Genomic DNA, 24,240 nt, shown 5'->3' with positions numbered 1-24,240 from the left:
TTGATAAACGTAAGTCGCCAACGCACCTTCCTACAGGTTTGGGTGGCAGCTGTGCGCAAGAGTAGGAACCGAGCAATCATGGACCTCGGTCACGCCTAAGCGTGTCCCACGCACAGCCGCCGCGAACGATCTTACGGACTTGAATCAAGTGCCGCAAAAATCCAACGAACTGTAACGCCATGAAAGCGAGGGTTCCTACACCCTGCCACCACTCTCGCAGTGACAACGAAAAGACTATCCCTGCAACCCTTCGCCCACCAGTTCATGAAAACCGCCGCAACTCGAAGGAAACGTCCGAGGCCTTCGCCCGGAAATGTCACTCCAACTCTGCCAGCAAATACGCCAACAACGCCGATTGCGACGATTCTTCCGACGTTGAACGCTGAAAAAACTGCCCGATCTTGCAGCGCAAAACCGCCTCGGGAAACGCCTCGAACAATGCCGGATGCTCCTCGCTCAGCCACTGCACAACGTTACCGACTCGGACGTCATCCCCCGCCGAAGCCAACACCGAATCAGGCACCGCCCACCAAGGAAACACCCGCCCCGAAACCTGCGACCGTCCGCCGATTTCCAAGGCCTGACCATTGATCAGTCCGCGTGAAATTACTGGCAAAAGCTGCGCCGCTTCCACCGCATCGGACTGCAAAATCGGCAGCAAAAACCGCCCATCCCAAAACCGGAAAAACACCGCTTTCCCGTCCGGCATCAGCACCTGCGTCAGGCTGCGAAAGTGCTCGACCACCACTTCCAGGCTCGCCGAAGACACCGCCAACCAGCCCCAGTCACGGGACTCGGTAGCCGCCACCCAATCCAGAAACTCACTGTCCGCCGCGACAATTCCCACATAGGGCATCACCACGTCCCACTCGGCGTAAATCGTGTCCGCCCAGATCGGATTCGACGTCATCAGGGGCGGTTTGGCATCGCTGGCGTTACTGAAGATCGCGAACAACTGCTCCGACGGCTTCAACGGCTGACGCGCCAGCCATGCGCGGGGCTCAACAAAGTCAGGCTGCACAGACACCGTCCTTGCAACGCTCACATTCTTCGCAGAATGGCGCATCACCTTTGAAACTCATGATTTGCGCGGCCGTCAGCATCGCCGCCGGCGCTGCCGCCAATGTATCCGGCAACCCCGGCACACTCGGCGCGGCACTCATCGCCGCCATCGGCGCGCCACCCACAACAATCGGTACGCTGCTGAAAATCCCGCCGGGGCCGATGTTGATCCATTGCCCGCCGGCCTGAATCGTCGCGCTGGCGCCGCCATCGATCACCACTTGCTGGCCGGCGCTGACGTGGAATTGCGCACTGGCGCTGGTCGCCTGGTTGCTCACGCGGATATGCCGATCGCCCGCCACCGTCAGATGATCGTCCTGCTTGACTTCGGTCTGGCGCTGGCCGTGGGTGATGCGTTGTTCATCAGCCTTCAATTCATGCTTGGCCATGCCCGTGACGACGATGCTGCGCTGGTTATCGACCTGCACCTGTTGATCGTGCAGCACATGCTGGGTCCAGTTGCGTTGGGCGCGCAGGTAGATTTCCTCGGCGCCTTTTTTGTCCTCGATGCGCAGTTCGTTGTAACCCCCGCCACCGGGGCTGCTCTGGCTGCGGAAGATACTGCGGGTCTTGTCGGCGGGGAGATCCAGCGGCACCGGGGTGGCGGCATTGGGCAAACAGCCCATGACCAGCGGCTTGTCGGCATCGGCATCGATGAAACCGACCAGCACTTCCATGCCGACCCTCGGGATCAGCACGCTGCCGTAACGGTCATGCGCCCAACCGGTGGCGACGCGCAGCCAGCAACTGGAATGCTCGTTGAGTTCGCCGTCGCGATCCCAGGCCAGTTGCACCTTGACCCGGCCAAACTCGTCGCAGTGGATTTCGCTGTCCTGCGGCCCGGTGACAACTGCGGGCTGATAGCCGAGCATGCGCGGCTTTTCCGGCCCCAGGGCTGGCCGGAAGAACGCGTCCCACGGTGTCGCGAGAAAGGTATTACGGTAACCCTGGAATGCTTCCCCATCGCTGGTCACCGACTCTTCCAGCACTTGCGGCTGTCGACCACGGTGTTCGATGGCCGTCAGTAACCAGAGATCGTTCCAGTCGTTACGCGGATGCTCGGTCAGTTGCAGGAAATGTCCGCAAACCAGCGCGGATTCGTCGCTGATGCCCTCGGCCTGACGGTAATCGGCGACATGCCTTTCAAGCGCTCGTTGGGCCAGGTGTTTGCCGGTGTCACGATCATTGAATTGGCCGGGAAAGTGGTAGTCCTCCAGCACCGGGCGCAGCTCGCCATCGATGCGGCTTTCCAGTTGCAGGCGCGGCTTCTCAAAGTTGTAGTCGCGCCGGGTGACCACGCTGGTGCGGGTTTCCACGCGCACATTGAAGCGCTTGATTGCCGGCGCCCCGGCCGACATGCCGCTACCAGGCAGATAAAGCGTTGGCTCGGCCAATCGCGGGAACACGGTTTGATCGTCGCCAAACACCAACAGATGTCCGTCGGGGCTGTGCTGAAAGTGGTAGTGAATGCCGACTTCGGCACACAGGCGCTGGATAAACGCCAGATCGCTCTCGGCGTACTGCACGCAATACTCACGCTCCGGGTAGTCGCTGCCGAGGCGGAATTCGAAGGCGTCGCGCAGGATCGCGTGATCCTTGAGGATCTGCGCCACGATCTGCGGCACGCTTTGGTGCTGGAATATCCGCTGATTGATCCGGTGTCCGAGGTACGTCAGACGCGGGACAAGGCTGACGTGATAGCGCGTCAGACGTTTCCCGGAGTCGCCCTGCCCGACCTGATAAATCTGACCGTGAACACCGGAACCGTCAGCATCAAAACTCAGAAACGCCTGACAGTGCAGCAGGCTTTCGAGATCCAGATCCGGCCGTTCGCTGACCAGTTCCAGCTCGAAACGAAAGGGTTGGCTGATGGCTTCCTTGCCCGTGAACTCAAGGACTTTGAGGTCATGCTGGGCGCCTTCGAGGGTCAACGTGAAACGCGGTTGATTGGCAGGCGCGAACATCCGATGTCTCTCTGCAGAATGAGGGCGGGCGATTCTGCATGAGGGGCGAGGGGTGTTGAGCGGGTGACGGGAAAATCAGATTTGCCCTACTTTTACTGTCGAATAGTCCTCCGAAAATCGGCGCATCCGACTACAGACACAAGCCCTAAAAAACAACATCGCCCAACTGTGGGAGCGAGCCTGCTCGCGAAGGCGGCGTGTCAGTCGCCGAATTTATTGAATGATCAATTGCATTCGCGAGCAGGCTCGCTCCCACAGGGTGATCTGCGGTGAGTCAGATAAATATCACAGGCACAAAAAAACGGCCCGCCTCCTTGTAGGAGACGGGCCGTTTGTTTGTGAGCCTAAGCCCAATGCATCACTTGTTCAGGTGGAAATCTTTTTCCGCCGCTTCGAAGCGCTGCACCATGCCTTTGGATGGCTCGCCCATCTTGCTGACGATGAAGATGGCCAAACTGGCGAAGATGAAGCCCGGGATGATTTCGTACAGACCCATCACTTCCCAGTGCTTCCACGCCACCACGGTGATCGCGCCGACCAGGATACCGGCCAGTGCGCCGTCGCGGGTCATGCCTTTCCAGATTACCGAGATCAGCACAACCGGGCCGAACGCAGCACCGAAACCGGCCCAGGCGTAAGACACCAGACCCAGTACACGGTTATCCGGGTTGGCAGCCATTGCGATGGCGATCAGTGCAACCAGCAACACCATGGCGCGGCCGACCCAGACCAGTTCGGTCTGCGAAGCGGATTTACGCAGGAAGGTCTTGTAAAAGTCTTCGGTCAGGGCGCTCGAGCACACCAGCAACTGGCAGCTCAGGGTGCTCATGACGGCAGCCAGAATGGCCGACAGCAGCACGCCAGCAATCCATGGGTTGAACAGCAGTTTGGCCAGCTCGATAAACACGCGCTCGTGGTTCTCGGTCACGGGACCGGCAACTTCCGGGTGTGCCGAGAAGTAAGCGATACCGAAGAAGCCCACGGCTACAGTGCCGCCCAGGCACAGGATCATCCAGGTCATGGAGATGCGACGGGCGTTGGCAATCGACTTCACCGAGTCAGCGGCCATGAAACGCGCAAGGATGTGCGGCTGACCGAAGTAGCCCAGACCCCAGCCCAGCAGCGAGATGATGCCGATGAAGGTGGTGCCCTTGAGCATGTCGAAGTTGCTTGGGTCGTTGGCTTCGATCGCCAGGAACGTGGTGTCGACGCCGCCGGTAGCCAGCAGGACGATGATCGGCGTCAGGATCAGCGCAAAGATCATCAGCGTGGCTTGTACGGTGTCAGTCCAGCTCACCGCGAGGAAACCGCCCACGAAGGTGTAGGCAATGGTCGCTGCAGCACCGGCCCACAATGCCGTCTCGTAGGACATGCCGAAGGTGCTTTCGAACAAGCGAGCGCCAGCGACGATGCCGGAAGCGCAGTAGATGGTGAAGAACACCAGAATCACGATCGCCGAGATGATCCGCAGCAGGCCGCTTTTATCTTCGAAACGGCTGGCGAAGTAGTCTGGCAGAGTCAGTGCATCACCGTTGTGCTCGGTCTGCACACGCAGACGGCCGGCGACAAACAGCCAGTTCAGGTAGGCACCGACGATCAGGCCGATGGCGATCCAGCTTTCGGACAGACCGGACATGTAGATGGCGCCCGGCAGGCCCATCAGCAACCAGCCGCTCATGTCGGAAGCACCGGCAGACAAAGCCGTCACGACGCTGCCCAAGCTACGGCCGCCAAGAATATAGTCAGAAAGGTTGTTGGTGGAGCGATAGGCCATGAGGCCGATCAGCACCATTGCTGCGATGTAGATCACGAACGTGATCAGTGTTGGATTGCTTACGCTCATTGAGTTACGCCCTGGCTTTGTTTTTATGTAGCAGCGGTGGTGAATCGCGCACAAACGAGGATGTTTGGCAGACGATTCCGGATCCCGCGCATTTAGGACTGATGTTTCCCCAGGAAAGCCACCAGCCGGTACACCGGATTTCCCGGTTGCACCTTGGGCGCGAATGCTATGCAACAAATCAAATAAGGTGCAACCAGTTTCGAGCGAATAAGTTGCACCTAGTCGGATTTCCTCCTGAAAGCGTCGTTCTTGCTCCCTTTTAGCGCAGTCGCGCCCGTTTCTCAGAAGCAAATGCACCTAGTAAGAGCAGCACTTTCGTACCAGAAAATAATTCCTGACGAGCTGCTTATTATTCCGACAAAAAAAGGGTTGCACCCGGTTGCACCTCTTTCAGCGCACGGCTAATCTTGCGGCCAGCTGATGCCACGCAACTGTGGCAACCATGAGGATAAAAATATGGCTACCACCACCCTTGGGGTCAAACTCGATGACCCGACCCGCGAGCGCCTTAAAGCTGCCGCGACCTCGATTGATCGCACACCGCACTGGCTGATCAAGCAGGCAATTTTCAATTACCTGGAAAAACTCGAGGGTGGTGCAACCCTGACCGAGCTGAACGGCTTGTCCGCCAAGGACGCCGACGACGCGGGCGAAGTCCACAACGATCACGCTCACCAATGCTTCCTCGAATTCGCCGAAAGCATCCTGCCGCAGTCGGTACTGCGCGCGTCGATCACCGCTGCGTACCGTCGCCCTGAGCCGGAAGTCGTGCCGATGCTGATCGAGCAGGCTCGCCTGCCGGCACCGATGGCCGAAGCCACCAACAAACTCGCCGCCTCTATCGCAGAAAAACTGCGTAACCAGAAAAGTGCCGGCGGTCGTGCAGGCATTGTTCAGGGTCTGCTGCAGGAATTCTCCCTGTCGTCCCAGGAAGGCGTGGCGCTGATGTGCCTGGCCGAAGCGCTGCTGCGTATCCCGGACAAAGGCACTCGCGATGCGCTGATCCGCGACAAGATCAGCACCGGCAACTGGCATCCGCATTTGGGCAACAGCCCTTCGCTGTTCGTCAACGCCGCCACCTGGGGTCTGCTGCTGACCGGCAAACTGGTGTCGACTCACAATGAAGCTGGCCTGACCTCGTCGCTGAGCCGCATCATCGGCAAGAGCGGCGAGCCGATGATCCGCAAGGGCGTCGACATGGCCATGCGCCTGATGGGCGAGCAGTTCGTCACCGGCGAAACCATCGCTGAAGCACTGGCCAACGCGAGCAAGTTCGAAGCCAAGGGCTTCCGCTACTCCTACGACATGCTCGGCGAAGCGGCACTGACCGAACACGACGCGCAGAAGTACCTCGCCTCGTACGAACAAGCCATCCACTCGATCGGCAAAGCCTCCCACGGTCGTGGGATTTATGAAGGCCCGGGCATTTCCATCAAGCTGTCGGCACTGCACCCGCGTTACAGCCGTGCGCAGTACGAGCGTGTGATGGACGAGCTGTACCCGCGCCTGTTGTCGCTGACCCTGCTGGCCAAGCAATACGACATCGGCCTGAACATCGACGCCGAAGAAGCCGATCGCCTGGAGCTGTCGCTGGATCTGCTCGAGCGCCTGTGCTTTGAGCCGCAACTGACGGGCTGGAACGGCATCGGTTTCGTGATTCAGGCTTACCAGAAGCGTTGCCCGTACGTGATCGACTACGTGATCGATCTGGCACGCCGCAGCCGTCATCGTCTGATGATCCGCCTGGTGAAAGGCGCGTACTGGGACAGCGAAATCAAGCGCGCCCAGGTCGAAGGTCTGGAAGGCTATCCGGTCTACACCCGCAAGGTGTACACCGACGTTTCCTACATCGCTTGCGCACGCAAACTGCTGTCGGTGCCGGAAGTCATCTACCCGCAGTTCGCCACGCACAACGCCCACACCCTGTCGGCCATTTACCACATCGCCGGTCAGAACTATTACCCGGGCCAGTACGAATTCCAGTGCCTGCACGGCATGGGCGAACCGCTTTACGAGCAGGTTGTAGGCAAAGTTTCCGAAGGCAAGCTGAACCGTCCGTGCCGCGTGTACGCTCCGGTCGGTACGCACGAAACCCTGCTGGCCTATCTGGTTCGTCGCCTGCTGGAAAACGGCGCCAACACTTCGTTCGTCAACCGCATCGCCGACCAGTCGATTTCGATTCAAGAGCTGGTGGCCGATCCGGTTGCTCAGATCGAGCAGATGGCGACCGTGGAAGGTGGTTTCGGCCTGCCGCACCCGCGTATCCCGCTGCCGCGTGACCTGTATGGCTCCGAGCGCGCCAACTCCAGCGGTATCGACATGGCCAACGAACATCGTCTGGCGTCCTTGTCTTGCGCGTTGCTCGCCACCGCGCACAACAACTGGAAAGCCGCGCCGATGCTCGGTTGCGCTTCCAGCAGTGAAGCCCCGGCACCGGTGCTGAACCCGGCAGATCACCGCGATGTGGTCGGCCACGTTCAAGAAGCCACTGTCGAAGACGTCGACAACGCCATTCAATGCGCCCTGAATGCTGCGCCGATCTGGCAGGCCACCCCGCCGGCCGAACGCGCCGCGATTCTGGAGCGTGCCGCTGATTTGATGGAAGGCGAGATCCAGCCGCTGATGGGCCTGCTGGCCCGTGAAGCCGGCAAAACCTTCGCCAACGCCATCGCTGAAGTCCGCGAAGCCGTCGACTTCCTGCGTTATTACGCAGTGCAGGCGCGCAACGATTTCAGCAACGACGCCCACCGCCCACTGGGTCCGGTGGTGTGCATCAGCCCGTGGAACTTCCCGCTGGCGATTTTCAGCGGTCAAGTAGCAGCGGCACTGGCTGCCGGGAACCCGGTATTGGCCAAACCGGCCGAACAGACTCCGCTGGTCGCTGCACAAGCCGTGCGTTTGCTGCTCGAAGCCGGGATTCCGGAAGGCGTGCTGCAATTGCTGCCGGGTCGCGGTGAAACCGTCGGCGCCGGTCTGGTGGGTGATGAGCGCGTCAAAGGCGTGATGTTCACCGGCTCCACCGAAGTCGCTCGCTTGCTGCAACGCAACATCGCCGGTCGCCTCGACAACCAGGGCCGTCCGATTCCGCTGATCGCCGAAACCGGTGGCCAGAACGCGATGATCGTCGACTCGTCGGCCCTCACCGAACAAGTCGTGATCGACGTAGTGTCCTCGGCGTTCGACAGCGCCGGTCAGCGTTGCTCGGCACTGCGCGTGCTGTGCTTGCAGGAAGATTCCGCGGATCGCGTCATCGAAATGCTCAAAGGTGCGATGGCTGAAAGCCGTCTCGGCAACCCTGAGCGTCTGTCCGTGGACATTGGCCCGGTGATCGACGCCGAAGCCAAGGCTGGCATCGACAAGCACATCCAGGGCATGCGCGATAAAGGTCGCAACGTGTACCAGGTGGCCATTGCCGACAGCGAAGAAGTCAAACGCGGCACCTTCGTCATGCCGACCCTGATCGAACTGGAAAGCTTCGACGAACTGCAACGCGAAATCTTCGGCCCGGTGCTGCACGTGGTGCGCTACAAGCGCAAAGAGATCGATCAGTTGATCGGTCAGATCAATGCGTCCGGTTACGGTCTGACCCTCGGCGTGCATACCCGTATCGACGAGACCATCGCCAAGGTGATCGACAACGTCAACGCCGGTAACGTCTACGTCAACCGCAACATCGTCGGTGCCGTGGTCGGCGTGCAGCCGTTCGGCGGCGAAGGCCTGTCGGGTACGGGTCCGAAGGCCGGTGGTCCGCTGTATCTGTACCGTTTGCTGTCGACTCGTCCTACCGACGCTATCGAACAATCCTTCGCTCGCGGTGATGCTGCCGTGGCACCGGACGTTCGCCTGCGCGACGCCATGAGCAAGCCGCTGAACGCCCTGAAAGCCTGGGCCGACAGCAACAAGTTTGCCGACCTGAGCACCCTGTGTGTGCAGTACGCCGCACAATCGCAGAGCGGCATCACTCGTGTGCTGGCCGGCCCGACCGGTGAGAAGAACAGCTATGCGATTCTGCCGCGCGAGCACGTGCTGTGCCTGGCGGACGTCGAAGGCGATCTGCTGACACAACTGGCGGCGGTATTGGCCGTAGGCGGTTCGGCGGTATGGCCGGAGTCCGACATCAGCAAGGCATTGTTCGCACGCCTGCCGAAGGACATTCAGTCGCGGATCAAGCTGACTTCCGACTGGAACAAGGACGAAGTGGTGTTTGATGCGGTTCTGCATCACGGCCATTCCGACCAGTTGCGCGGGGTCTGCCAGCAGATCGCCAAGCGTGCCGGCGCAATTGTTGGCGTTCAGGGCTTGTCCCAGGGCGAGACCAACATTGCCCTGGAGCGTCTGGTGATCGAGCGGGCGTTGAGTGTTAACACCGCTGCGGCGGGTGGTAATGCGAGCTTGATGACCATCGGTTAAACCGCTGCAAATCCAGGCGACCGCAATGGTCGCCTGACATCAAATCCCCTAAAGAAGATCAAAAGATCGCAGCCTTCGGCAGCTCCTACACCGTCCCATGTAGGAGCTGCCGAAGGCTGCGATCTTTTGCCTCTGTATCACGCCCATCAATCATCCTGTTCACACTTCATAAGCAAGCCTAGACTCGGCCCAACCCCAATTTCAGGTAGGCCGCCATGTCCGAGACGCTGCTCAGTTCCCGCAATCTGGCTTTCGAGCTGTATGAAGTCCTTGATGCCGAGGGCCTGACCCGGCGTGAGCGCTTTGCCGAACACAACCGCGAGACCTTCGACGCTGCCATCGGCACCGCGCGCAGCATCGCCGAGAAGTATTTCGCGCCGCACAACCGCAAGGGCGACGAGAACGAGCCGCGCTACGAGGACGGCAAGGCGATTCTGATTCCCGAGGTGAAGCCGGCGGTGGATGCCTTCCTTGAGGCTGGCTTCCTCAACGCCGCGCGAAGTTTCGACGCCGGCGGCATGCAACTTCCTACACTGCTGTCGCAAGCCTGCTTCGCGCATTTCCAGTCGGCCAACGCCGCTTCGACTTCGTACCCGTTCCTGACCATGGGTGCGGCCAACCTGATCGAGAGTTTCGGCACTGACGAGCAAAAACAGCGCTTCCTGCAACCGATGATCGACGGGCGTTTCTTCGGCACCATGGCCCTGACCGAGCCGCACGCCGGCTCATCGCTGTCGGATATTCGTACCCGCGCCGAGCCTGCGTCCGACGGCACTTATCGCCTCAAGGGCAACAAAATCTTTATTTCCGGCGGCGACCACCCGCTCTCGGAAAACATCGTGCACATGGTCCTGGCCAAGCTGCCGGACGCTCCGCCGGGGGTGAAAGGCATTTCGCTGTTTATCGTGCCGAAGTTTCTGGTCAACGATGACGGCAGCCTCGGCGAGCGCAACGATGTGCTGCTGGCCGGGCTGTTCCACAAGATGGGCTGGCGCGGCACGACGTCAACCGCGCTGAACTTCGGCGATAACGGTCAGTGTGTCGGCTATCTGGTGGGCAAGCCGCACCATGGCTTGAGCTACATGTTCCAGATGATGAACGAGGCACGGATCGGCGTCGGCATGGGCGCGGTGATGCTCGGTTACGCCGGTTACCTGTATTCGCTGGAGTACGCCCGCGAACGTCCGCAAGGCCGGGTGCCGGACAGCAAGGACCCAAGCACCGCGCCGGTGGCGATCATTCAGCACGCCGATGTCAGACGCATGCTGCTGACGCAAAAGTCCTACGTCGAAGGGGCGTTTGACCTCGGCCTGTACGCCGCGCGGTTGTTCGATGACACCACGACGCTTGAGACCGAAGCCGAGCGTAAGCAGGCCCATGAGCTGTTGGACTTACTGACGCCGATCGTCAAATCCTGGCCATCGGAGTTTTGCCTGAAGGCCAACGAACTGGCGATCCAGATCCTCGGCGGCCACGGTTACACCCGCGAATATCCGGTGGAGCAGTATTACCGCGACAACCGCTTGAACCCGATCCACGAAGGCACCCACGGCATTCAGTCGCTGGACTTGCTCGGGCGCAAACTGGCGCAGAACGGCGGTGCCGGGCTCAAGCAATTGGTTCGCCTGATTGCCGACTCCGCCGAACGCGCTACGGCGTACGAATCGCTGACTGCATTGCGCGAGCCGCTGGAGAAACTGGTGGCACGCCTGCAAGTCGTGACCCTCGGTTTGCTCACCGATCTGGCGCAAGGCAAAGTCAACAGCAGCCTGGCGAATTCGGCGCTGTACCTGAAAGTGTTCGGGCACACGGTGATTGGCTGGCGCTGGCTGGAACAGGCGATTCGCGCCGAGGAAGGCTTGGCCAAAGGAAATGCGGCGGATGCTGACTTCTATAAGGGCAAGTTGCAGGCGGCGCGGTATTTCCTGACGTGGGAAGTGCCGGGTTGTCACCATGAACTGGCATTGCTGGAGGCGCGGGATGATACGTGCCTCAACATGCGGGATGAGTGGTTCTGATCCGGGTTTTATTAAGCGGCTGAAATCCATTCGCGAGCAGGCTCGCTCCCACAGGGTTTTGTGTTGTTCACAGCCCAATGTGGGAGCGAGCCTGCTCGCGAAGGCGTCAGTTCAAACAACATACCTTTCAGGACAGTTTGAACCCACCCATCTGCCGCGCCAGATCATCCGCCAACCGCTGCAACATCTGACAATCCTCGCGACACGCCCGAACCTCACCCGCCGTCGCCCGGGCCAGATCGGAAATCCCCTGCACGTTTCGGTTGATCTCCTCGGTCACGGCCGACTGCTCTTCCGTCGCCGTTGCCACCTGATGGTTCATGTCACTGATGCGCTCGACCTGCCCGGTAATCGCGGTCAACGACGCGCCGGTGCGCTGGCTAGATTCAACCCCCGTGCCCGTTGCAGCCTGACCGGTGCGCATCGACGATACGGCGTTTTCCGCACCTTGCTTGAGGCTGCCGATCATCTGCTGAATCTCATCGGTAGACGCCTGAGTCCGTCGCGCCAATGTCCGCACTTCGTCCGCCACCACCGCAAAACCACGCCCCATGTCGCCGGCACGCGCCGCTTCGATGGCGGCGTTCAGCGCCAACAGATTGGTCTGTTCAGAAACCCCACGAATCACCGCCAACACCGAATCGATGGACGCCACTTGATTGGCCAGTTCCCCCACCGCGCCGGCCGCCACGCCGATTTCGTCGGACATGCTTTCTATATGCCGGATCGAACCACCCACCACTTCCCGCGCCTGCATCGCTTCATCCCGAGCGGTTTGCGAGGCGAGCGCTGCGTTGCCGGCGTTCTGGGCGATTTCCTGCACGGTCAGGCCCATTTCGTGGACGGCGGTGGCAACCATGTCGGTCATTTCCTGTTGGCGGCCGGAACGCTCGGCGGTGTTTTCCACCACTTTCGCCACTTGGCTGACGGCCGTGCGCAGACGCTCGCTGGTGGTCAGCACTTCGCCGATCATCCCGCGCTGACTGTCGAGGAAGCGATTGAAGCCACGGGCCAGATCGCCCAGCTCATCGGCACGGCTGGAATCTAACCGGTGGGTCAAATCTCCCCCACCGCTACCGATTGCTACCAGTGCCGCTGTTACCTGACGAATCGGCCGCACCAGCCCTTGGGCCAGCCAGACCACCAGCGCCAGGCATACCAGCGCCACCGCCAGACCAATGCCGCCGCTCATCCACATCGCCTTGCGCGCTTCGGCATAGATCTGCGCCTGTGGCACTTCGGCCACCAGCGTCCAGCCCAGGTCGCGCAACGGCAGGCTGAAGGCGAGGAAGTCTTCGCCATCGCGCTGGAAGCTGCTGGTCACGGCAGCTGCCTTTGAGGTAGAGAGCTGACCGAGGACCGATTGCGCCGCCGAAGCGCCAATCTGCTCGCTCAGGGTGCGTTTGCCACTGAACTGCGCCTCAGGATGCACCTGAATCAAACCGTCGGAACGCACGAGATAGACCTTGCCGCGCTCGCCAAAGCTGAAGTTGTGGATCAGCTCCGACAGCTCTTTCATGCTCAGCCCCAGCCCTGCGACACCGACCACTTTGCCGGCCTGCTCGACCTTCAAATCGATGAACAGCGCCAATTCGCCGGTGGCGCCATCGTTGTCGATATTGAGGGTGCGCGGCTGATTGCTGTCGAGGAAAGAATAAAACCAGGCATCGGCCGGCTTGGCCCGACTCAGGGTGCGATCCAGGCCTTTTTCGGTGATGTAGTGATTGGATTCGGTGCCGATGATCAACGCCGTAAATGCTTTGTGTTCGGCGCGGATGCCTTCCAGATACTGCGCGAAGGCCGCCGTTTTGCTGCTGTCTTCACCCGCTGCCAACCAGTCGCGAACCATGGAGTTGCTGGCGATATCTTTCGCGGCGGTCAGGGGTTGGACGAGGATGCGTTCGATGTCGTTGCGCGTCGCTTCGATGCTCGACGGCAGCGCTTGTTCGACCAGATAGCTCTGGGCGAGGCGGTTGACCACCAGGGTATAAATGCCAACCACGATCAGGATGCTGACCAGCAGGGCGGTGCCCATGCTGAGAATCAGCTGCCATTGAATACTGCGTCGCCACAACTGCATGGAGCACCCCCAAAGAATAAGAGGCGGAAGCAATGCAACAGCCGTGCCGATTGTATACAACCCAATCGACAATCTATTCTTTGGTTGTGCGCAACCCCATCAACCCTGATTGATGGTCTTGGCGATGGTATCGACCGTGGCGCTGACTTGCTCTTGGTAACGGTCGAGTTCTTCCTGATGCTGCTTCTTCATTTCAATCTGCTGCGAGCACAGATTCATCGCCGCCAGCACCAGCAGGCGGTCGCCGATCAGCGTCGGGTATTTGCGTTTGGTGTCATCCAGCGCGGCCTTGAGCATCATTGCCGCGTCCAGCAGGGTCTGTTCTTCCCCGGCCGGTGCCTTGATCGAATAGTCCTCCCCGAGAATGGAGACGACTTTTACCCCTGCTGTGTGGTGGTTCATGCGCTGACAGGACCTGCGTTGACGCGATCAACCAGGGCTTGAATGCGTGCGGCGGTGGCGCCGTGCTTTTCTTCCTGTTCCATCAGGTTCAGTTGCAGGCTTTCGTTCTCATCCTTGGCCTGGGCCAGTTCCGTAGACAAGGTCTGGTTGGTTTGCGCAAGGCTCTGGTTCTGTTGCACCAGGTCGCTGACGAGCTGTTCCAATTGGCTGAGGGATGCTTCCAACATTTTGATCTTCCAAGCGTTTTTCAAAGGGCGCGTACGATAAAGAAAAGTCACCACGGATGCCAGGGTTAAACCGGTGCAAAGCCTTGATTTTCCTGGCGGGAGACCGTTCTCGCGAGTTTAAAAGACTGTGATCTGCCGATCTGGTTCCTGCACTTCGTCGCTCAAACCCGGATGCGACAAATACGCACATGGACTAAAGAGTTCATCCGCCTGACCGATAAGTCACTCAACAGCAGTCTCAGCCCGCATGGATGCGGCCCTCCTCGGTATCCGCACATGTCCCTTCGTAATATGAATATCGCCCCCCGGGCGTTCACCGGTTTTGCCCTGATCGGCGGCCTGATGCTGATTCTCGGCGTGTTCGCCTTGAATCAAATGAGCAAAATCCGCGACGCCGCCGAGGACATCTCGTCGAGCAGCGTGCCGAGCATCAAGAACCTCGACGAATTCACTCAGTTGACCCTGCGCCTGCGCGTGCTGTCATACCGCTTGCTGGTCAACCGCGAGCCGGACGTGCAGCAGAAAACCATGGAACTGCTGGACATGCGCAATCAGCAGATCCGCAAAGCCCAGTCTGATTACGAGCCGCTGATCGGAAGCCCGGACGAGCGTTCGGCCTACGACCAATACGTGCAGTTGCTGGGTCAGTACCGCCAGATCGAAGACCGGATGAAGACCCTGTCGCGCAACAATCAGGTGGATGAGTTGCGCAACCTGCTCAACACCGAATTGCTGAATAACTCCGAAGCGATGAACGGCGTGCTCAACCGCCTGATGCAGATTAACGGCGAGCAAATCAGCCAGACCAATCAGCAAGCGGCCGATCAATATTCCTCGGCATTTAATCTGGTCGTCACTTTGCTGGCCATCGCCACCGGCCTGACTGTCCTGTTCGCCTGGCTGCTGACCGTCAGCATCACCAAGCCGATCTCCAAGGCACTGGACGCAGCGGAAACCATCGCCGAAGGCAACCTGACCCAGCCGATCCATGTCGACGGCTCCGACGAAGCCGGGCGTCTGCTGGCGGCCATGGCCAAGATGCAATCGAAACTGCGCGACACCTTGCAGCGGATTTCCGGTTCGGCCACGCAGTTGGCCTCGGCCGCTGAAGAGCTGAACAGTGTCACCGACGAAAGCGCTCGCGGCCTGACTCAGCAGAACAACGAAATCGAACAGGCTGCTACCGCCGTCAACGAGATGACCAGTGCGGTAGAAGAAGTCGCGCGCAATGCGGTCAGCACCTCGGAAGCCTCGAAGAACGCCACCACCTCTGCCGGTGACGGCCGTGATCTGGTGCAGGAAACCGTCAGCGCCATCGAACGCATGAGCGCCGACGTGCAGAGCACGGCGAGCCTGATCGGTGATCTAGCCAATGAATCCCGCGACATCGGCAAAGTGCTGGACGTGATCCGTGGCCTGGCTGACCAGACCAACCTGCTGGCCCTGAACGCAGCGATTGAAGCGGCGCGCGCCGGTGAGGCCGGTCGTGGTTTTGCGGTGGTGGCTGATGAAGTTCGTGCCCTGGCCCATCGCACCCAGCAGTCGACCAGCGAAATCGAACGCATGATCGGCAGCATTCAGAGTGGCACCGAACACGCTGTGGATTCGATGCGTAACAGCACCGAGCGCGCCGAGTCGACGCTGAACATTGCCCGTGGTGCCGGGATGTCGCTGGACACCATCAACACCGCCATCGTCGAGATCAACGAGCGCAACCTGGTGATCGCCAGCGCCGCCGAAGAACAGGCGCAAGTGGCGCGGGAAGTGGATCGCAACCTGGTGAACATCCGTGATCTGTCGGTGCAATCGGCGACCGGGGCGAATCAGACCAGTGCGGCGAGCAATGAGCTGTCGCGCCTGGCGCTGGACCTGAACAATATGGTTGGGCGGTTCAGCCTCTAAGATCAAAAGCAGGATCAAAAGCTCCCCCCTCACCCCAGCCCTCTCCCCCAAGGGGGCGAGGGGAAAGGGAGCAGTTCTTCATACTTTTCAAAGTCTGAGTTCGACTAGGGCTTTCAGGTCGGCGTACCACGCACAAACACCTCGATCAGTCCCCTCTCCCCCCGGGAGAGGGCTAGGGTGAGGGCAGCAATAGCCCGCCGAACACAAAACCTGATGCCACACTGAAAAAGCTTTTTGACAGCATCACATTTCAACAGGTTAGAATCGCTGGCACGCAGACTGCATGGTCAGTTTGTGCCCGTCTTTACGCTTGTGGAGTACTGCCTTTGAATGCGACGACCATCAACAGCCTGTTCTTGATCGGCGCGTTGCTGGTAGGCGCAAGCATTCTTGTCAGCTCTCTTTCTTCCCGTCTCGGCATTCCGATTCTGGTCATCATTCTCGCGGTCGGCATGGCGGCCGGGGTCGATGGCGGCGGGATCATTTTCGATAACTACCCCACGGCCTATCTGGTCGGCAACCTCGCACTGGCAGTGATTCTCCTCGACGGCGGCTTGCGCACGCGGGTTTCAAGTTTTCGCGTGGCGTTATGGCCGGCGCTGTCGCTGGCCACGGTCGGGGTGTTGATCACCACCGGGCTGACCGGCATGGCGGCTGCGTGGCTGTTCGATTTGAACATGATTCAGGGCCTCCTGATCGGCGCCATCGTCGGCTCGACCGACGCCGCAGCGGTGTTTTCGCTGCTCGGCGGCAAAGGTCTGAACGAACGGGTGACCGCCACCCTGGAAATCGAATCCGGCAGCAACGATCCGATGGCGGTTTTTCTCACCGTGACCCTGATCGATATGCTCGCCAGCGGCCAGACCGGGTTGCACTGGAGCCTGCTGACGCACCTGATCCGCGAGTTCGGCATCGGTGGCGTGATCGGTCTGGGCGGTGGCTGGCTGATGCTGCAACTGGTCAACCGGATCAACCTCGCCGCTGGCCTGTATCCGATTCTGATGATCGCCGGCGGTCTGGTGGTGTTCGCCCTGACCAACGCCTTGCATGGCAGTGGTTTCCTCGCGGTTTACCTGTGCGGCCTGGTGATCGGTAACCGTCCGGTGCGCAGTCGCCACGGCATTCTGCATATGCTCGACGGCATGGCGTGGCTGGCGCAGATCGGCATGTTCCTCGTGCTGGGCTTGCTGGTTACCCCGCATGATTTGCTGCCCATCGCCCTGCCCGCCCTCGGTCTGGCGCTGTGGATGATTCTGTTCGCGCGGCCGCTGTCGGTGGTGGTTGGCCTGCTGCCGTTCAAGGCGTTCCATGGCCGCGAAAAAGCCTTTATTTCCTGGGTCGGCTTGCGCGGCGCGGTACCGATCATTCTCGCGGTGTTCCCGCTGATGGCCGGGCTGCCGAATGCGCAGCTGTACTTCAACCTCGCGTTCTTTATCGTGCTGGTGTCGCTGTTGGTGCAGGGCACGAGCCTGCCGTGGGTGGCCAAACTGCTGAAGGTGACGGTACCGCCCGAGCCCGCACCGATTTCCCGATCCGCACTGGAAGTGCACGTCACCAGCGAGTGGGAGCTGTTCGTTTATAAGCTCGGTGCCGAGAAATGGTGCATCGGTTCGCCCCTGCGTGAGCTGAAAATGCCCGAGGGAACACGTATTGCCGCGCTGTTTCGTGGCCAGCAACTGCTCCACCCGTCGGGTAGTACGGTGCTGGAAGTCGATGATTTGCTGTGTGTTATCGGCCACGAACACAACTTGCCAGCCCTCGGAAAACTGTTCAGCCAGGCGCCACAACGCGGCCTCGATCTGCGCTTCTTCGGTGATTTCGTGCTCGAAGGAGACGCCCAGCTTAAAGCCGTTGCAGCGCTTTATGGCTTGCCGGCCGAAGGCATCGACCCAGACATGACCCTCGGCACCTTCATTGCCCATAAAGTCGGCGGTGCTCCTATCGTCGGTGACCAGGTGGAGTGGAACAACACCCACTGGACCGTCGCGGTCATGGACGGGAACAAGATTGGCAAAGTGGGCGTCAGATTCCCCGAAGGAAGTCGCCCGGGTCCCGGGCTCTTCCTCTAAACTGCGTCCACTATCACTTGCTTGACCGGTCTCTATGCCTAACCTGCGCTCCTTTTTCGCCGCGGCCCTGCTGGGCCTGAGTCTTACTGTCGGCCCACTTTATGCCGCCGAACCACCGTCCAGCGAAGCCGTGCAGGCCAGTCTGGACAAGCTCGCCGACAGCAAACTGCCGGAGGCCGATAAAAAGTCCCTGCAGTCCGTCCTGCAGAGCACGCTCAATCAGCTGAACAATCAGCGTGATTACGCACAGAAGCTGATCGACCTCAAGCAGCAGTTGGCCACGGCGCCGAAGCAGACGATCGAGAATGCCCGCGAACTGACGCGCCTCAAGGCCACTGCGGTGGTGCCGGTCGCACAGCGTTTTCCCAAGGAGTCGATCCCGCAGCTGGAGCAGATCCTCACCGACCGATCGACTCAGCAAAGTGATCTGCAAAAGGCCTTGGCCGACGCCAACAGCCTGATCATCACAGCCCAGACCCGCCCCGAACGCGCCCAGGCAGAAATTTCCGCCAGCCAGACGCGCATCCAGCAGATAAACAACATCCTCAAGTCCGGCAAAGACGCCGGAAAGACTGTCAGCAACGAGCAACGCGACCAGTTGAACGCCGAGCTGGCGGCACTGAATGCGCTGATCCCGCTGCGCCGTCAGGAACTGGCCGGTAACAGCCAGTTGCAAGACCTGGGCAACGCTCAACATGACTTGCTCTCGGAGAAATCCGACCGCCTCGACCGCGAGATTCAGGAACTGCAAACCCTGATCAACCAGAAGCGTCTGGCGCAATCTCAGGAAACCGTCACGCAACAGTCAATCGAGGCGCAAAAGGCCGGCAGCAGCAGCCTGCTTGCCACAGAAAGCGCAGCCAACCTCAAGCTCTCGGACTACCTGCTCAAAAGCACCGACCGCCTCAACGAAGTCACCCAGCAAAACCTGCAAACCAAACAGCAACTCGACGCCCTGACCCAGAGCGATTCGGCCCTCGACGAGCAGATCAACGTGCTCAAGGGCAGCCTGTTGCTGTCGAAGATTCTCTACAAACAGAAGCAGGCCTTGCCACGGCTCAAGGTAGACCGTGATCTGGCCGACCAAATCGCCGACATTCGCCTGTATCAGTTTGATGTCAGCCAGCAGCGTGAACTGCTGAGCAATCCGGCGGCCTATGTCGACAATCTGCTGGCCACCCAGTCGCCAGAGCTCGTCACCCCGCAGTTGCGCAAAAGCCTGCTGGATCTGGCCAACACTCGCGTCGACCTGCTGGAGCGTCTGAACCGCGAACTGAGTGCGATGCTCAATGAATCGATCACTCTGCAACTCAACCAGAAGCAACTGCTGAGCACGGCCCAGAGCCTGCGCGCGACCCTCGATGAGCAAATGTTCTGGATTCCCAGCAACAAGCCGCTGGACCTGGAGTGGATGCGTGGCGTGCCGGAGCGGCTGAAACGTCAGGTCGACACGCTGCCATGGGCATCCAGCCTGAGCGAACTGACCGACGGCCTGACCCAGCGCCCCTTGCTGTTCCTGCCGCTGGCGTTGCTGATCGGCGCACTGCTGTGGCGGCGCAAAAGTCTCTACGGTCGGCTGAACAAGGTTCACCAGGACATTGGCCATTTCAAACGCGACAGTCAGTGGCACACCCCGCAGGCGATTCTGATCAACATTCTGTTGGCGATGCCGGTGGCGCTCGGTCTGGGCCTGTGCGGTCTGGCCTTGCAGATCGACGCCCGCGGCCAGAACGCCAACATGGGCGCGGCGCTGCTGCAAATGGGCCAGGCGTGGCTGGTGTTCTACACCGCCTACCGGATTCTCGCGCCGGGCGGCGTGGCTGAGTTGCATTTCCGCTGGGAAAAACCCCAGGTCGAATTCCTTCAAGGCTGGGTACGCCGACTCGGGCTGGTGGTCATGGCGCTGGTCGCCGTGGTGGCCGTCGCCGAGTTGCAACCGGCGGCGCTCGCCGACGATGTGCTTGGCATGCCGGTGGTGCTGACCTGCTACGCGTTGATGGCGTGGTTGCTCAGTCGCTTGCTGATCAGCAGCCCGGCCCACGAAAACGCCTCGCTGTTCCGCAAGGCTGTCGGGGTGATGTTCACCCTGCTGCCAATCGCCCTGTTCGTCGCGGTGTGCTTCGGCTACTACTACACCGCGCTGAAACTCAGCGACCGCTTGATCAATACCCTCTATTTGCTGATGTTCTGGTTGGTGATCGAAGCCACTTTCGTCCGTGGTCTGAGTGTCGCGGCGCGACGTCTCGCCTATCAGCGCGCCTTGGCCAAACGCCAAGCGGCGAAAGAGGCCGGCGACGGCGAAGCGGTGATCGAAGAGCCGACCCTGGATATCGAAAAGGTCAACGAGCAGTCTCTACGCCTGATTCGTCTGGCCCTGCTCGGCGGCTTTATCGCGGCGCTGTACTGGGTCTGGTCGGACCTGATTTCGGTGTTCTCGTACCTCGACAACATCACCCTCTACGAATACACCAGCGGCACCGGCGCCAACATGAGCATGGTGCCGATCAGTATCGGCGACATGCTGGGTGCGCTGATCATCATCGGCATCACCTTCGCTCTGGCGCGCAACTTGCCGGGCCTGCTTGAAGTGTTCGTGCTGTCGAAACTCAATCTGGCCCAAGGCAGTGCCTACGCGACGACGACGCTGCTGTCGTATGTGATCGCCGGCGTCGGTTTTGTCTCGACCCTGTCGACCCTCGGCGTGAGTTGGGACAAGTTGCAATGGCTGGTGGCGGCGCTGTCGGTCGGCCTCGGTTTCGGCATGCAGGAGATTTTTGCGAACTTCATCTCCGGCATCATGATCCTGTTCGAACGTCCGGTGCGGATCGGTGACACCATCACCATCGGCAACCTGTCGGGCACGGTGAGCAAGATCCGTATTCGTGCCACGACCATCACCGACTTCGACCGCAAGGACATCATTGTCCCGAACAAGACGTTCATCACCGGGCAACTGATCAACTGGTCGCTGACCGACACCATCACTCGAGTGACGCTGAAACTGGGTGTCGACTACGGTTCGGATCTGGATCTGGTCAAGGAACTGCTGCTCAAGGCTGCCCGGGAAAACCCGCGCGTGCTCAAGGAACCCGAGCCGCACGTGTACTTCCTCAACTTCGGCGAAAGCACCCTCGACCACGAACTGCGCATGCACGTGCGTGACCTCGGTGACCGTAACCCGGTGCTCGACGAGGTCAACCGCTTCATCAACCGTGAGTTCAAGAAACAGCAAATCAACATCTCGTTCCGGCAGATGGAGGTTTATCTGAAGAACCTGCACGGCCAGGAATACAAGATGGTGCCAATCGAGCCGGAAACCAAAACCATCGTCGCGGTGCCCGACGAGCAGAAACCGCTGCAAGAGCCGCCGCCGGCCAAACTCGACTAACCGGTCTAATCCCAGCAGAATGCTCGGACATTCTGCTGGAGCCGGCCCTTGAAAGCCCTCGACGAACTGACCTTCGACAATCGCTTCGCCCGCCTGGGCGACGCGTTCTCCGCCCACGTGCTGCCAGAGCCGATCGACAACCCGCGTCTGGTGGTGTCGAGCCCTGCGGCCATGGCCTTACTCGACCTAGAGCCGGCGACCGCTGAAACCCTGGAATTTGCTGAATTGTTCGGCGGCCACAAACTGTGGGCCGATGCCGAGCCACGGGCGATGGTCTATTCCGGGCATCAGTTCGGCGGCTACACCCCGCAACTGGGCGATGGTCGCGGTTTGCTGTTGGGCGAGGTCTACAACGAAGCCGGCGAACACTGGGATCTGCACCTCAAGGGCGCCGGGCAAACACCCTTTTCGCGTATGGGCGATGGCCGCGCGGTGCTGCGTTCGTCGATACGTGAATTCCTGGCTTCCGAAGCCCTGAATGCGCTGAACATTCCGTCCTCACGCGCAGCCTGTGTGATCGGCTCCGACACCCCGGTCTGGCGCGAAAAGCAGGAACGCGCGGCGATGGTGCTGCGTCTGGCGCCGAGCCATATCCGCTTCGGCCACTTCGAATATTTCTACTACACCAAGCGTCCCGAGCAGCAGAAGCAGCTCGGCGAACACGTGCTGGCGATGCACTTCCCGGAATGCCTGGAACAGCCTGAGCCGTATCTGGCGATGTTCCGCGAGATCGTCGAACGCAACGCCGAACTGATCGCCAAATGGCAGGCCTACGGCTTCTGCCACGGCGTTATGAACACCGACAACATGTCGATCCTGGGCATCACCTTCGACTTCGGCCCATTCGCCTTCCTTGACGACTTCGACGCCAACTTCATCTGCAACCACTCCGATGATCAGGGCCGCTACTCGTTCAGCAATCAGGTACCCATCGGCCAATGGAACCTCAGCGCACTTGCCCAAGCGTTGACGCCGTTCATCAGCGTCGAAGCGTTGCGCGAAACGCTGGGTCTGTATTTGCCGCTGTTTCAGGCGCATTACCTCGACCTGATGCGCCGCCGCTTCGGTTTCACCACGGCTGAAGATGACGATCAATTGCTGCTGGAAAACCTGCTGCAACTGATGCAGAACAGCGGCGTTGATTACACGCTGTTCTTCCGCCGGCTCGGTGATCAATCCGCAGAACTGGCCGTTGCTCAATTGCGTGACGACTTCGTCGATATCAAAGGCTTCGATGCCTGGGGCGAACGTTACGTCGCCCGTGTTACGCGCGATGGCGCGCTCGATCAGGAACAGCGCCGCGCGCGGATGCACGCGGTGAATCCGCTGTACATCCTGCGTAATTATCTGGCGCAGAAAGCGATCGATGCCGCCGAACAAGGGGATTACTCAGAGGTGCGCCGGCTGCATGCGGTGTTGAGCAAACCCTTCGAGGAACAGCCGGGGATGGAGAGCTACGCCGAGCGGCCGCCGGAGTGGGGCAAGCATCTGGAAATCAGTTGTTCTTCCTGAACCAAAATCAGGTAAACACATCGATCGGCACATTGAAGCGCTCTGCCAACCAACGAATCTGGCGTAGGTTGAGCTTGCGCTTGCCACTCAGAATTTCCGAAACGACAGATTGCGTACCGACACCCGGCAGGTCGCTCTGGGTCAGGCCGTGTTCGCGCATCATGTAACCGAGAACCTCTTCGCCACTCGCTTGGGCCATGGGGTGATGGGTGTGATCCCATTCTTCGATCCAGTCACCGATGATATCGACCAGGCTCATCAACGGATGTGATGCATCATCGCCCGTAATCTCGAGTAACTCGTCGACAGCTTGCACCAAGGAGTCGTAATCGTCCTCGTTCTTTGGTTTTCGAACCAACGGAGAAACAAACTCCCAATGCTCGGCAACCGTTTTGATCAAAACACTCATGCCCTTCCCTCCTTCCACTTGCCGCGATCATATTCGCGGTGATCCATTACGTACTTTATGTAGAGCCGCTGAGATCGATAACTGACAAAAGCTATCAACCTGAGTTTGTTGCCACCGATATCGAAAACATGGAATTCACCAACCTTGTCGGCCGCGGGAAATATCGACTTCATCGCCGAGAAATCCTTTGGATAACTCCTGCTTGCCAGACGAAACCACTGCGCCAGAGCACTTGCTGCCTGAGGCCATTGTTCTTTGGCCTCCCGAATGGGTTTTTCACTAAACACATGCATGCAACATCCTTATCGCATTCTGCTATGGGGAGTTAATCACAAACCAGAAATATCGCAAGTTGCGATACTGGAAGGCAGACCAACGGACTCGCCTGCTTCGTCCTCAGCCTAGGCATAACGCGAAGAGGTGCACGATTGAAAATATGAGCAAACGTCTCCAACTAGCTGTTATCAGCTCTCCCTTGGATCTCGCTTATGACCAACCCACTGCTAATCCCCTGCCCATCCTGCAACGGACTCAACCGCATCCCCGCCGAGCGCCTCGCCGACCAGCCGAAGTGCGGGCGCTGCAAATCTGCGGTTCTGTCAAGCAAACCGTTCGAACTCAAGCAAGGCGATTACGCCAGCCAGATCAAGGGCGATCTGCCGCTATTGGTGGACGTGTGGGCGGACTGGTGCGGGCCGTGCAAGTCGTTTGCACCGGTGTTTGAGCAGGCGGCGGCACAATTGGCGGGCAAGTGCCGGTTGGCCAAGCTCGATAGCGAAGCCAATCAGCAGTTGTCGGCGCAGTTGGGGATTCGCTCGATTCCGAGTTTGATTCTGTTCAAGAACGGCCGGGAAGTGGCACGGCAGAGTGGCGCGTTTCCGTTGCCGCAGTTGATGAGCTGGCTGCGTAGCCAGGGGATCTGATACCCCGCGCATCCCCTGTGGGAGCTAGCCT

At 59.9% G+C, this 24,240-nt stretch carries 15 protein-coding genes and 2 pseudogenes; 8 read left to right on the top strand and 9 right to left on the bottom strand.

Annotated features, from left to right (window positions below):
• Nucleotides 1-316: 316 nt before the first annotated feature.
• The 3 genes from ACA043_RS02285 to putP all read right to left on the bottom strand — a co-directional run bounded on the left by ACA043_RS02285 (nt 317) and on the right by putP (nt 4,869).
• The gene (locus tag ACA043_RS02285; protein ID WP_497658539.1) at nt 317-1,021 is read right to left on the bottom strand and encodes a DUF4123 domain-containing protein; all 705 of its coding nucleotides are present in this window, start codon (nt 1,019-1,021) and stop codon (nt 317-319) included.
• Nucleotides 1,011-3,026 carry a type VI secretion system Vgr family protein gene (locus ACA043_RS02280; RefSeq protein WP_497658538.1) on the bottom strand — a complete coding sequence of 672 codons (2,016 nt, stop codon included), beginning with the start codon at nt 3,024-3,026 and terminating at the stop codon, nt 1,011-1,013. The genes ACA043_RS02285 and ACA043_RS02280 overlap by 11 nt, the downstream gene beginning before the upstream one ends.
• A gap of 358 nt (nt 3,027-3,384) precedes the next feature.
• Nucleotides 3,385-4,869 (bottom strand): sodium/proline symporter PutP, encoded by a 1,485-nt coding sequence (putP, locus tag ACA043_RS02275; protein WP_187679643.1) that lies wholly within the window; start codon nt 4,867-4,869, stop codon nt 3,385-3,387.
• A gap of 456 nt (nt 4,870-5,325) precedes the next feature.
• Here putP and putA point away from each other — a divergent pair, with 456 nt between their 5' ends.
• Both putA and ACA043_RS02265 read left to right on the top strand, forming a co-directional pair.
• Entirely contained in the window at nt 5,326-9,279 is a 3,954-nt protein-coding gene (gene putA, locus ACA043_RS02270; RefSeq protein ID WP_497658537.1) for a trifunctional transcriptional regulator/proline dehydrogenase/L-glutamate gamma-semialdehyde dehydrogenase, read from the top strand.
• 215 nt (nt 9,280-9,494) lie between these two features.
• Complete coding sequence (locus tag ACA043_RS02265; RefSeq protein ID WP_497658536.1) at nt 9,495-11,297, top strand: acyl-CoA dehydrogenase; 1,803 nt, start codon at nt 9,495-9,497, stop codon at nt 11,295-11,297.
• A gap of 127 nt (nt 11,298-11,424) precedes the next feature.
• On the opposite strand, the gene ACA043_RS02260 is transcribed toward ACA043_RS02265, so the two are convergent.
• The 4 genes and pseudogenes from ACA043_RS02260 to ACA043_RS02245 form a co-directional block, all read right to left on the bottom strand.
• Nucleotides 11,425-12,156 (bottom strand): methyl-accepting chemotaxis protein, encoded by a 732-nt coding sequence (locus tag ACA043_RS02260; RefSeq protein WP_404943128.1) that lies wholly within the window; start codon nt 12,154-12,156, stop codon nt 11,425-11,427.
• A gap of 135 nt (nt 12,157-12,291) precedes the next feature.
• Nucleotides 12,292-13,332 (bottom strand): annotated as a pseudogene (locus tag ACA043_RS02255) (HAMP domain-containing protein); the annotation flags it as partial.
• Nucleotides 13,333-13,476: 144 nt separating this feature from the next.
• The gene (locus tag ACA043_RS02250; RefSeq protein WP_016987569.1) at nt 13,477-13,779 is read right to left on the bottom strand and encodes a cell division protein ZapA; all 303 of its coding nucleotides are present in this window, start codon (nt 13,777-13,779) and stop codon (nt 13,477-13,479) included.
• Nucleotides 13,776-14,006: a hypothetical protein gene (locus ACA043_RS02245; protein ID WP_016987570.1), complete on the bottom strand. Its 231-nt coding sequence runs from the start codon at nt 14,004-14,006 to the stop codon at nt 13,776-13,778. The genes ACA043_RS02250 and ACA043_RS02245 overlap by 4 nt, the downstream gene beginning before the upstream one ends.
• Before the next feature lie 171 nt (nt 14,007-14,177).
• Between ACA043_RS02245 and ACA043_RS02240 the strand changes: the two are divergent.
• The 5 genes and pseudogenes from ACA043_RS02240 to selO form a co-directional block, all read left to right on the top strand.
• Nucleotides 14,178-15,005, top strand: a pseudogene (locus ACA043_RS02240) (MCP four helix bundle domain-containing protein); the annotation flags it as partial.
• A 30-nt stretch (nt 15,006-15,035) separates the two neighbouring features.
• Nucleotides 15,036-15,908 carry a methyl-accepting chemotaxis protein gene (locus ACA043_RS02235; RefSeq protein WP_371042268.1) on the top strand — a complete coding sequence of 291 codons (873 nt, stop codon included), beginning with the start codon at nt 15,036-15,038 and terminating at the stop codon, nt 15,906-15,908.
• 326 nt (nt 15,909-16,234) lie between these two features.
• Nucleotides 16,235-17,977 carry a potassium/proton antiporter gene (locus tag ACA043_RS02230; RefSeq protein WP_187679638.1) on the top strand — a complete coding sequence of 581 codons (1,743 nt, stop codon included), beginning with the start codon at nt 16,235-16,237 and terminating at the stop codon, nt 17,975-17,977.
• A gap of 34 nt (nt 17,978-18,011) precedes the next feature.
• Nucleotides 18,012-21,365, top strand: coding sequence for a mechanosensitive channel MscK (gene mscK, locus ACA043_RS02225; protein WP_187679637.1), 3,354 nt, complete (start codon nt 18,012-18,014; stop codon nt 21,363-21,365).
• A gap of 48 nt (nt 21,366-21,413) precedes the next feature.
• Nucleotides 21,414-22,877, top strand: a complete 1,464-nt coding sequence (gene selO, locus ACA043_RS02220; protein WP_497658535.1) for a protein adenylyltransferase SelO — start codon at nt 21,414-21,416, stop codon at nt 22,875-22,877.
• Between the two features lie 7 nt (nt 22,878-22,884).
• On the opposite strand, the gene ACA043_RS02215 is transcribed toward selO, so the two are convergent.
• Entirely contained in the window at nt 22,885-23,286 is a 402-nt protein-coding gene (locus ACA043_RS02215) for a helix-turn-helix domain-containing protein (RefSeq protein ID WP_489880399.1), read from the bottom strand.
• On the bottom strand, nt 23,283-23,579 hold the full coding sequence (locus ACA043_RS02210; RefSeq protein WP_489880400.1) for a type II toxin-antitoxin system HigB family toxin: 297 nt from the start codon (nt 23,577-23,579) through the stop codon (nt 23,283-23,285). Before ACA043_RS02210 ends, ACA043_RS02215 begins: the two co-directional genes overlap by 4 nt.
• A 195-nt stretch (nt 23,580-23,774) precedes the next feature.
• Between ACA043_RS02210 and trxC the strand changes: the two genes are divergently transcribed.
• The gene (gene trxC, locus ACA043_RS02205) at nt 23,775-24,209 is read left to right on the top strand and encodes a thioredoxin TrxC (protein ID WP_187679633.1); all 435 of its coding nucleotides are present in this window, start codon (nt 23,775-23,777) and stop codon (nt 24,207-24,209) included.
• Nucleotides 24,210-24,240 lie beyond the last annotated feature (31 nt).

This window comes from Pseudomonas sp. LBUM1648 (genome assembly GCF_059716145.1).
The sequence above is the reverse complement of the archived record's forward strand: the minus strand, read 5'-3'. Positions and strand labels throughout refer to the sequence as shown.

Excerpts from the sequence above, each read along its gene's own strand:
- ACA043_RS02280 (WP_497658538.1), bottom strand. The coding sequence starts at position 3,026 with ATGTTCGCGCCTGCCAATCAACCGCGTTTCACGTTGACCCTCGAAGGC.
- putP (WP_187679643.1), bottom strand. The coding sequence starts at position 4,869 with ATGAGCGTAAGCAATCCAACACTGATCACGTTCGTGATCTACATCGCA.
- putA (WP_497658537.1), top strand. The coding sequence starts at position 5,326 with ATGGCTACCACCACCCTTGGGGTCAAACTCGATGACCCGACCCGCGAG.
- ACA043_RS02265 (WP_497658536.1), top strand. The coding sequence starts at position 9,495 with ATGTCCGAGACGCTGCTCAGTTCCCGCAATCTGGCTTTCGAGCTGTAT.
- ACA043_RS02260 (WP_404943128.1), bottom strand. The coding sequence starts at position 12,156 with ATGGTTGCCACCGCCGTCCACGAAATGGGCCTGACCGTGCAGGAAATC.
- ACA043_RS02250 (WP_016987569.1), bottom strand. The coding sequence starts at position 13,779 with ATGAACCACCACACAGCAGGGGTAAAAGTCGTCTCCATTCTCGGGGAG.
- ACA043_RS02245 (WP_016987570.1), bottom strand. The coding sequence starts at position 14,006 with ATGTTGGAAGCATCCCTCAGCCAATTGGAACAGCTCGTCAGCGACCTG.
- ACA043_RS02235 (WP_371042268.1), top strand. The coding sequence starts at position 15,036 with ATGGCCAAGATGCAATCGAAACTGCGCGACACCTTGCAGCGGATTTCC.
- mscK (WP_187679637.1), top strand. The coding sequence starts at position 18,012 with ATGCCTAACCTGCGCTCCTTTTTCGCCGCGGCCCTGCTGGGCCTGAGT.
- ACA043_RS02215 (WP_489880399.1), bottom strand. The coding sequence starts at position 23,286 with ATGAGTGTTTTGATCAAAACGGTTGCCGAGCATTGGGAGTTTGTTTCT.
- ACA043_RS02210 (WP_489880400.1), bottom strand. The coding sequence starts at position 23,579 with ATGCATGTGTTTAGTGAAAAACCCATTCGGGAGGCCAAAGAACAATGG.
- trxC (WP_187679633.1), top strand. The coding sequence starts at position 23,775 with ATGACCAACCCACTGCTAATCCCCTGCCCATCCTGCAACGGACTCAAC.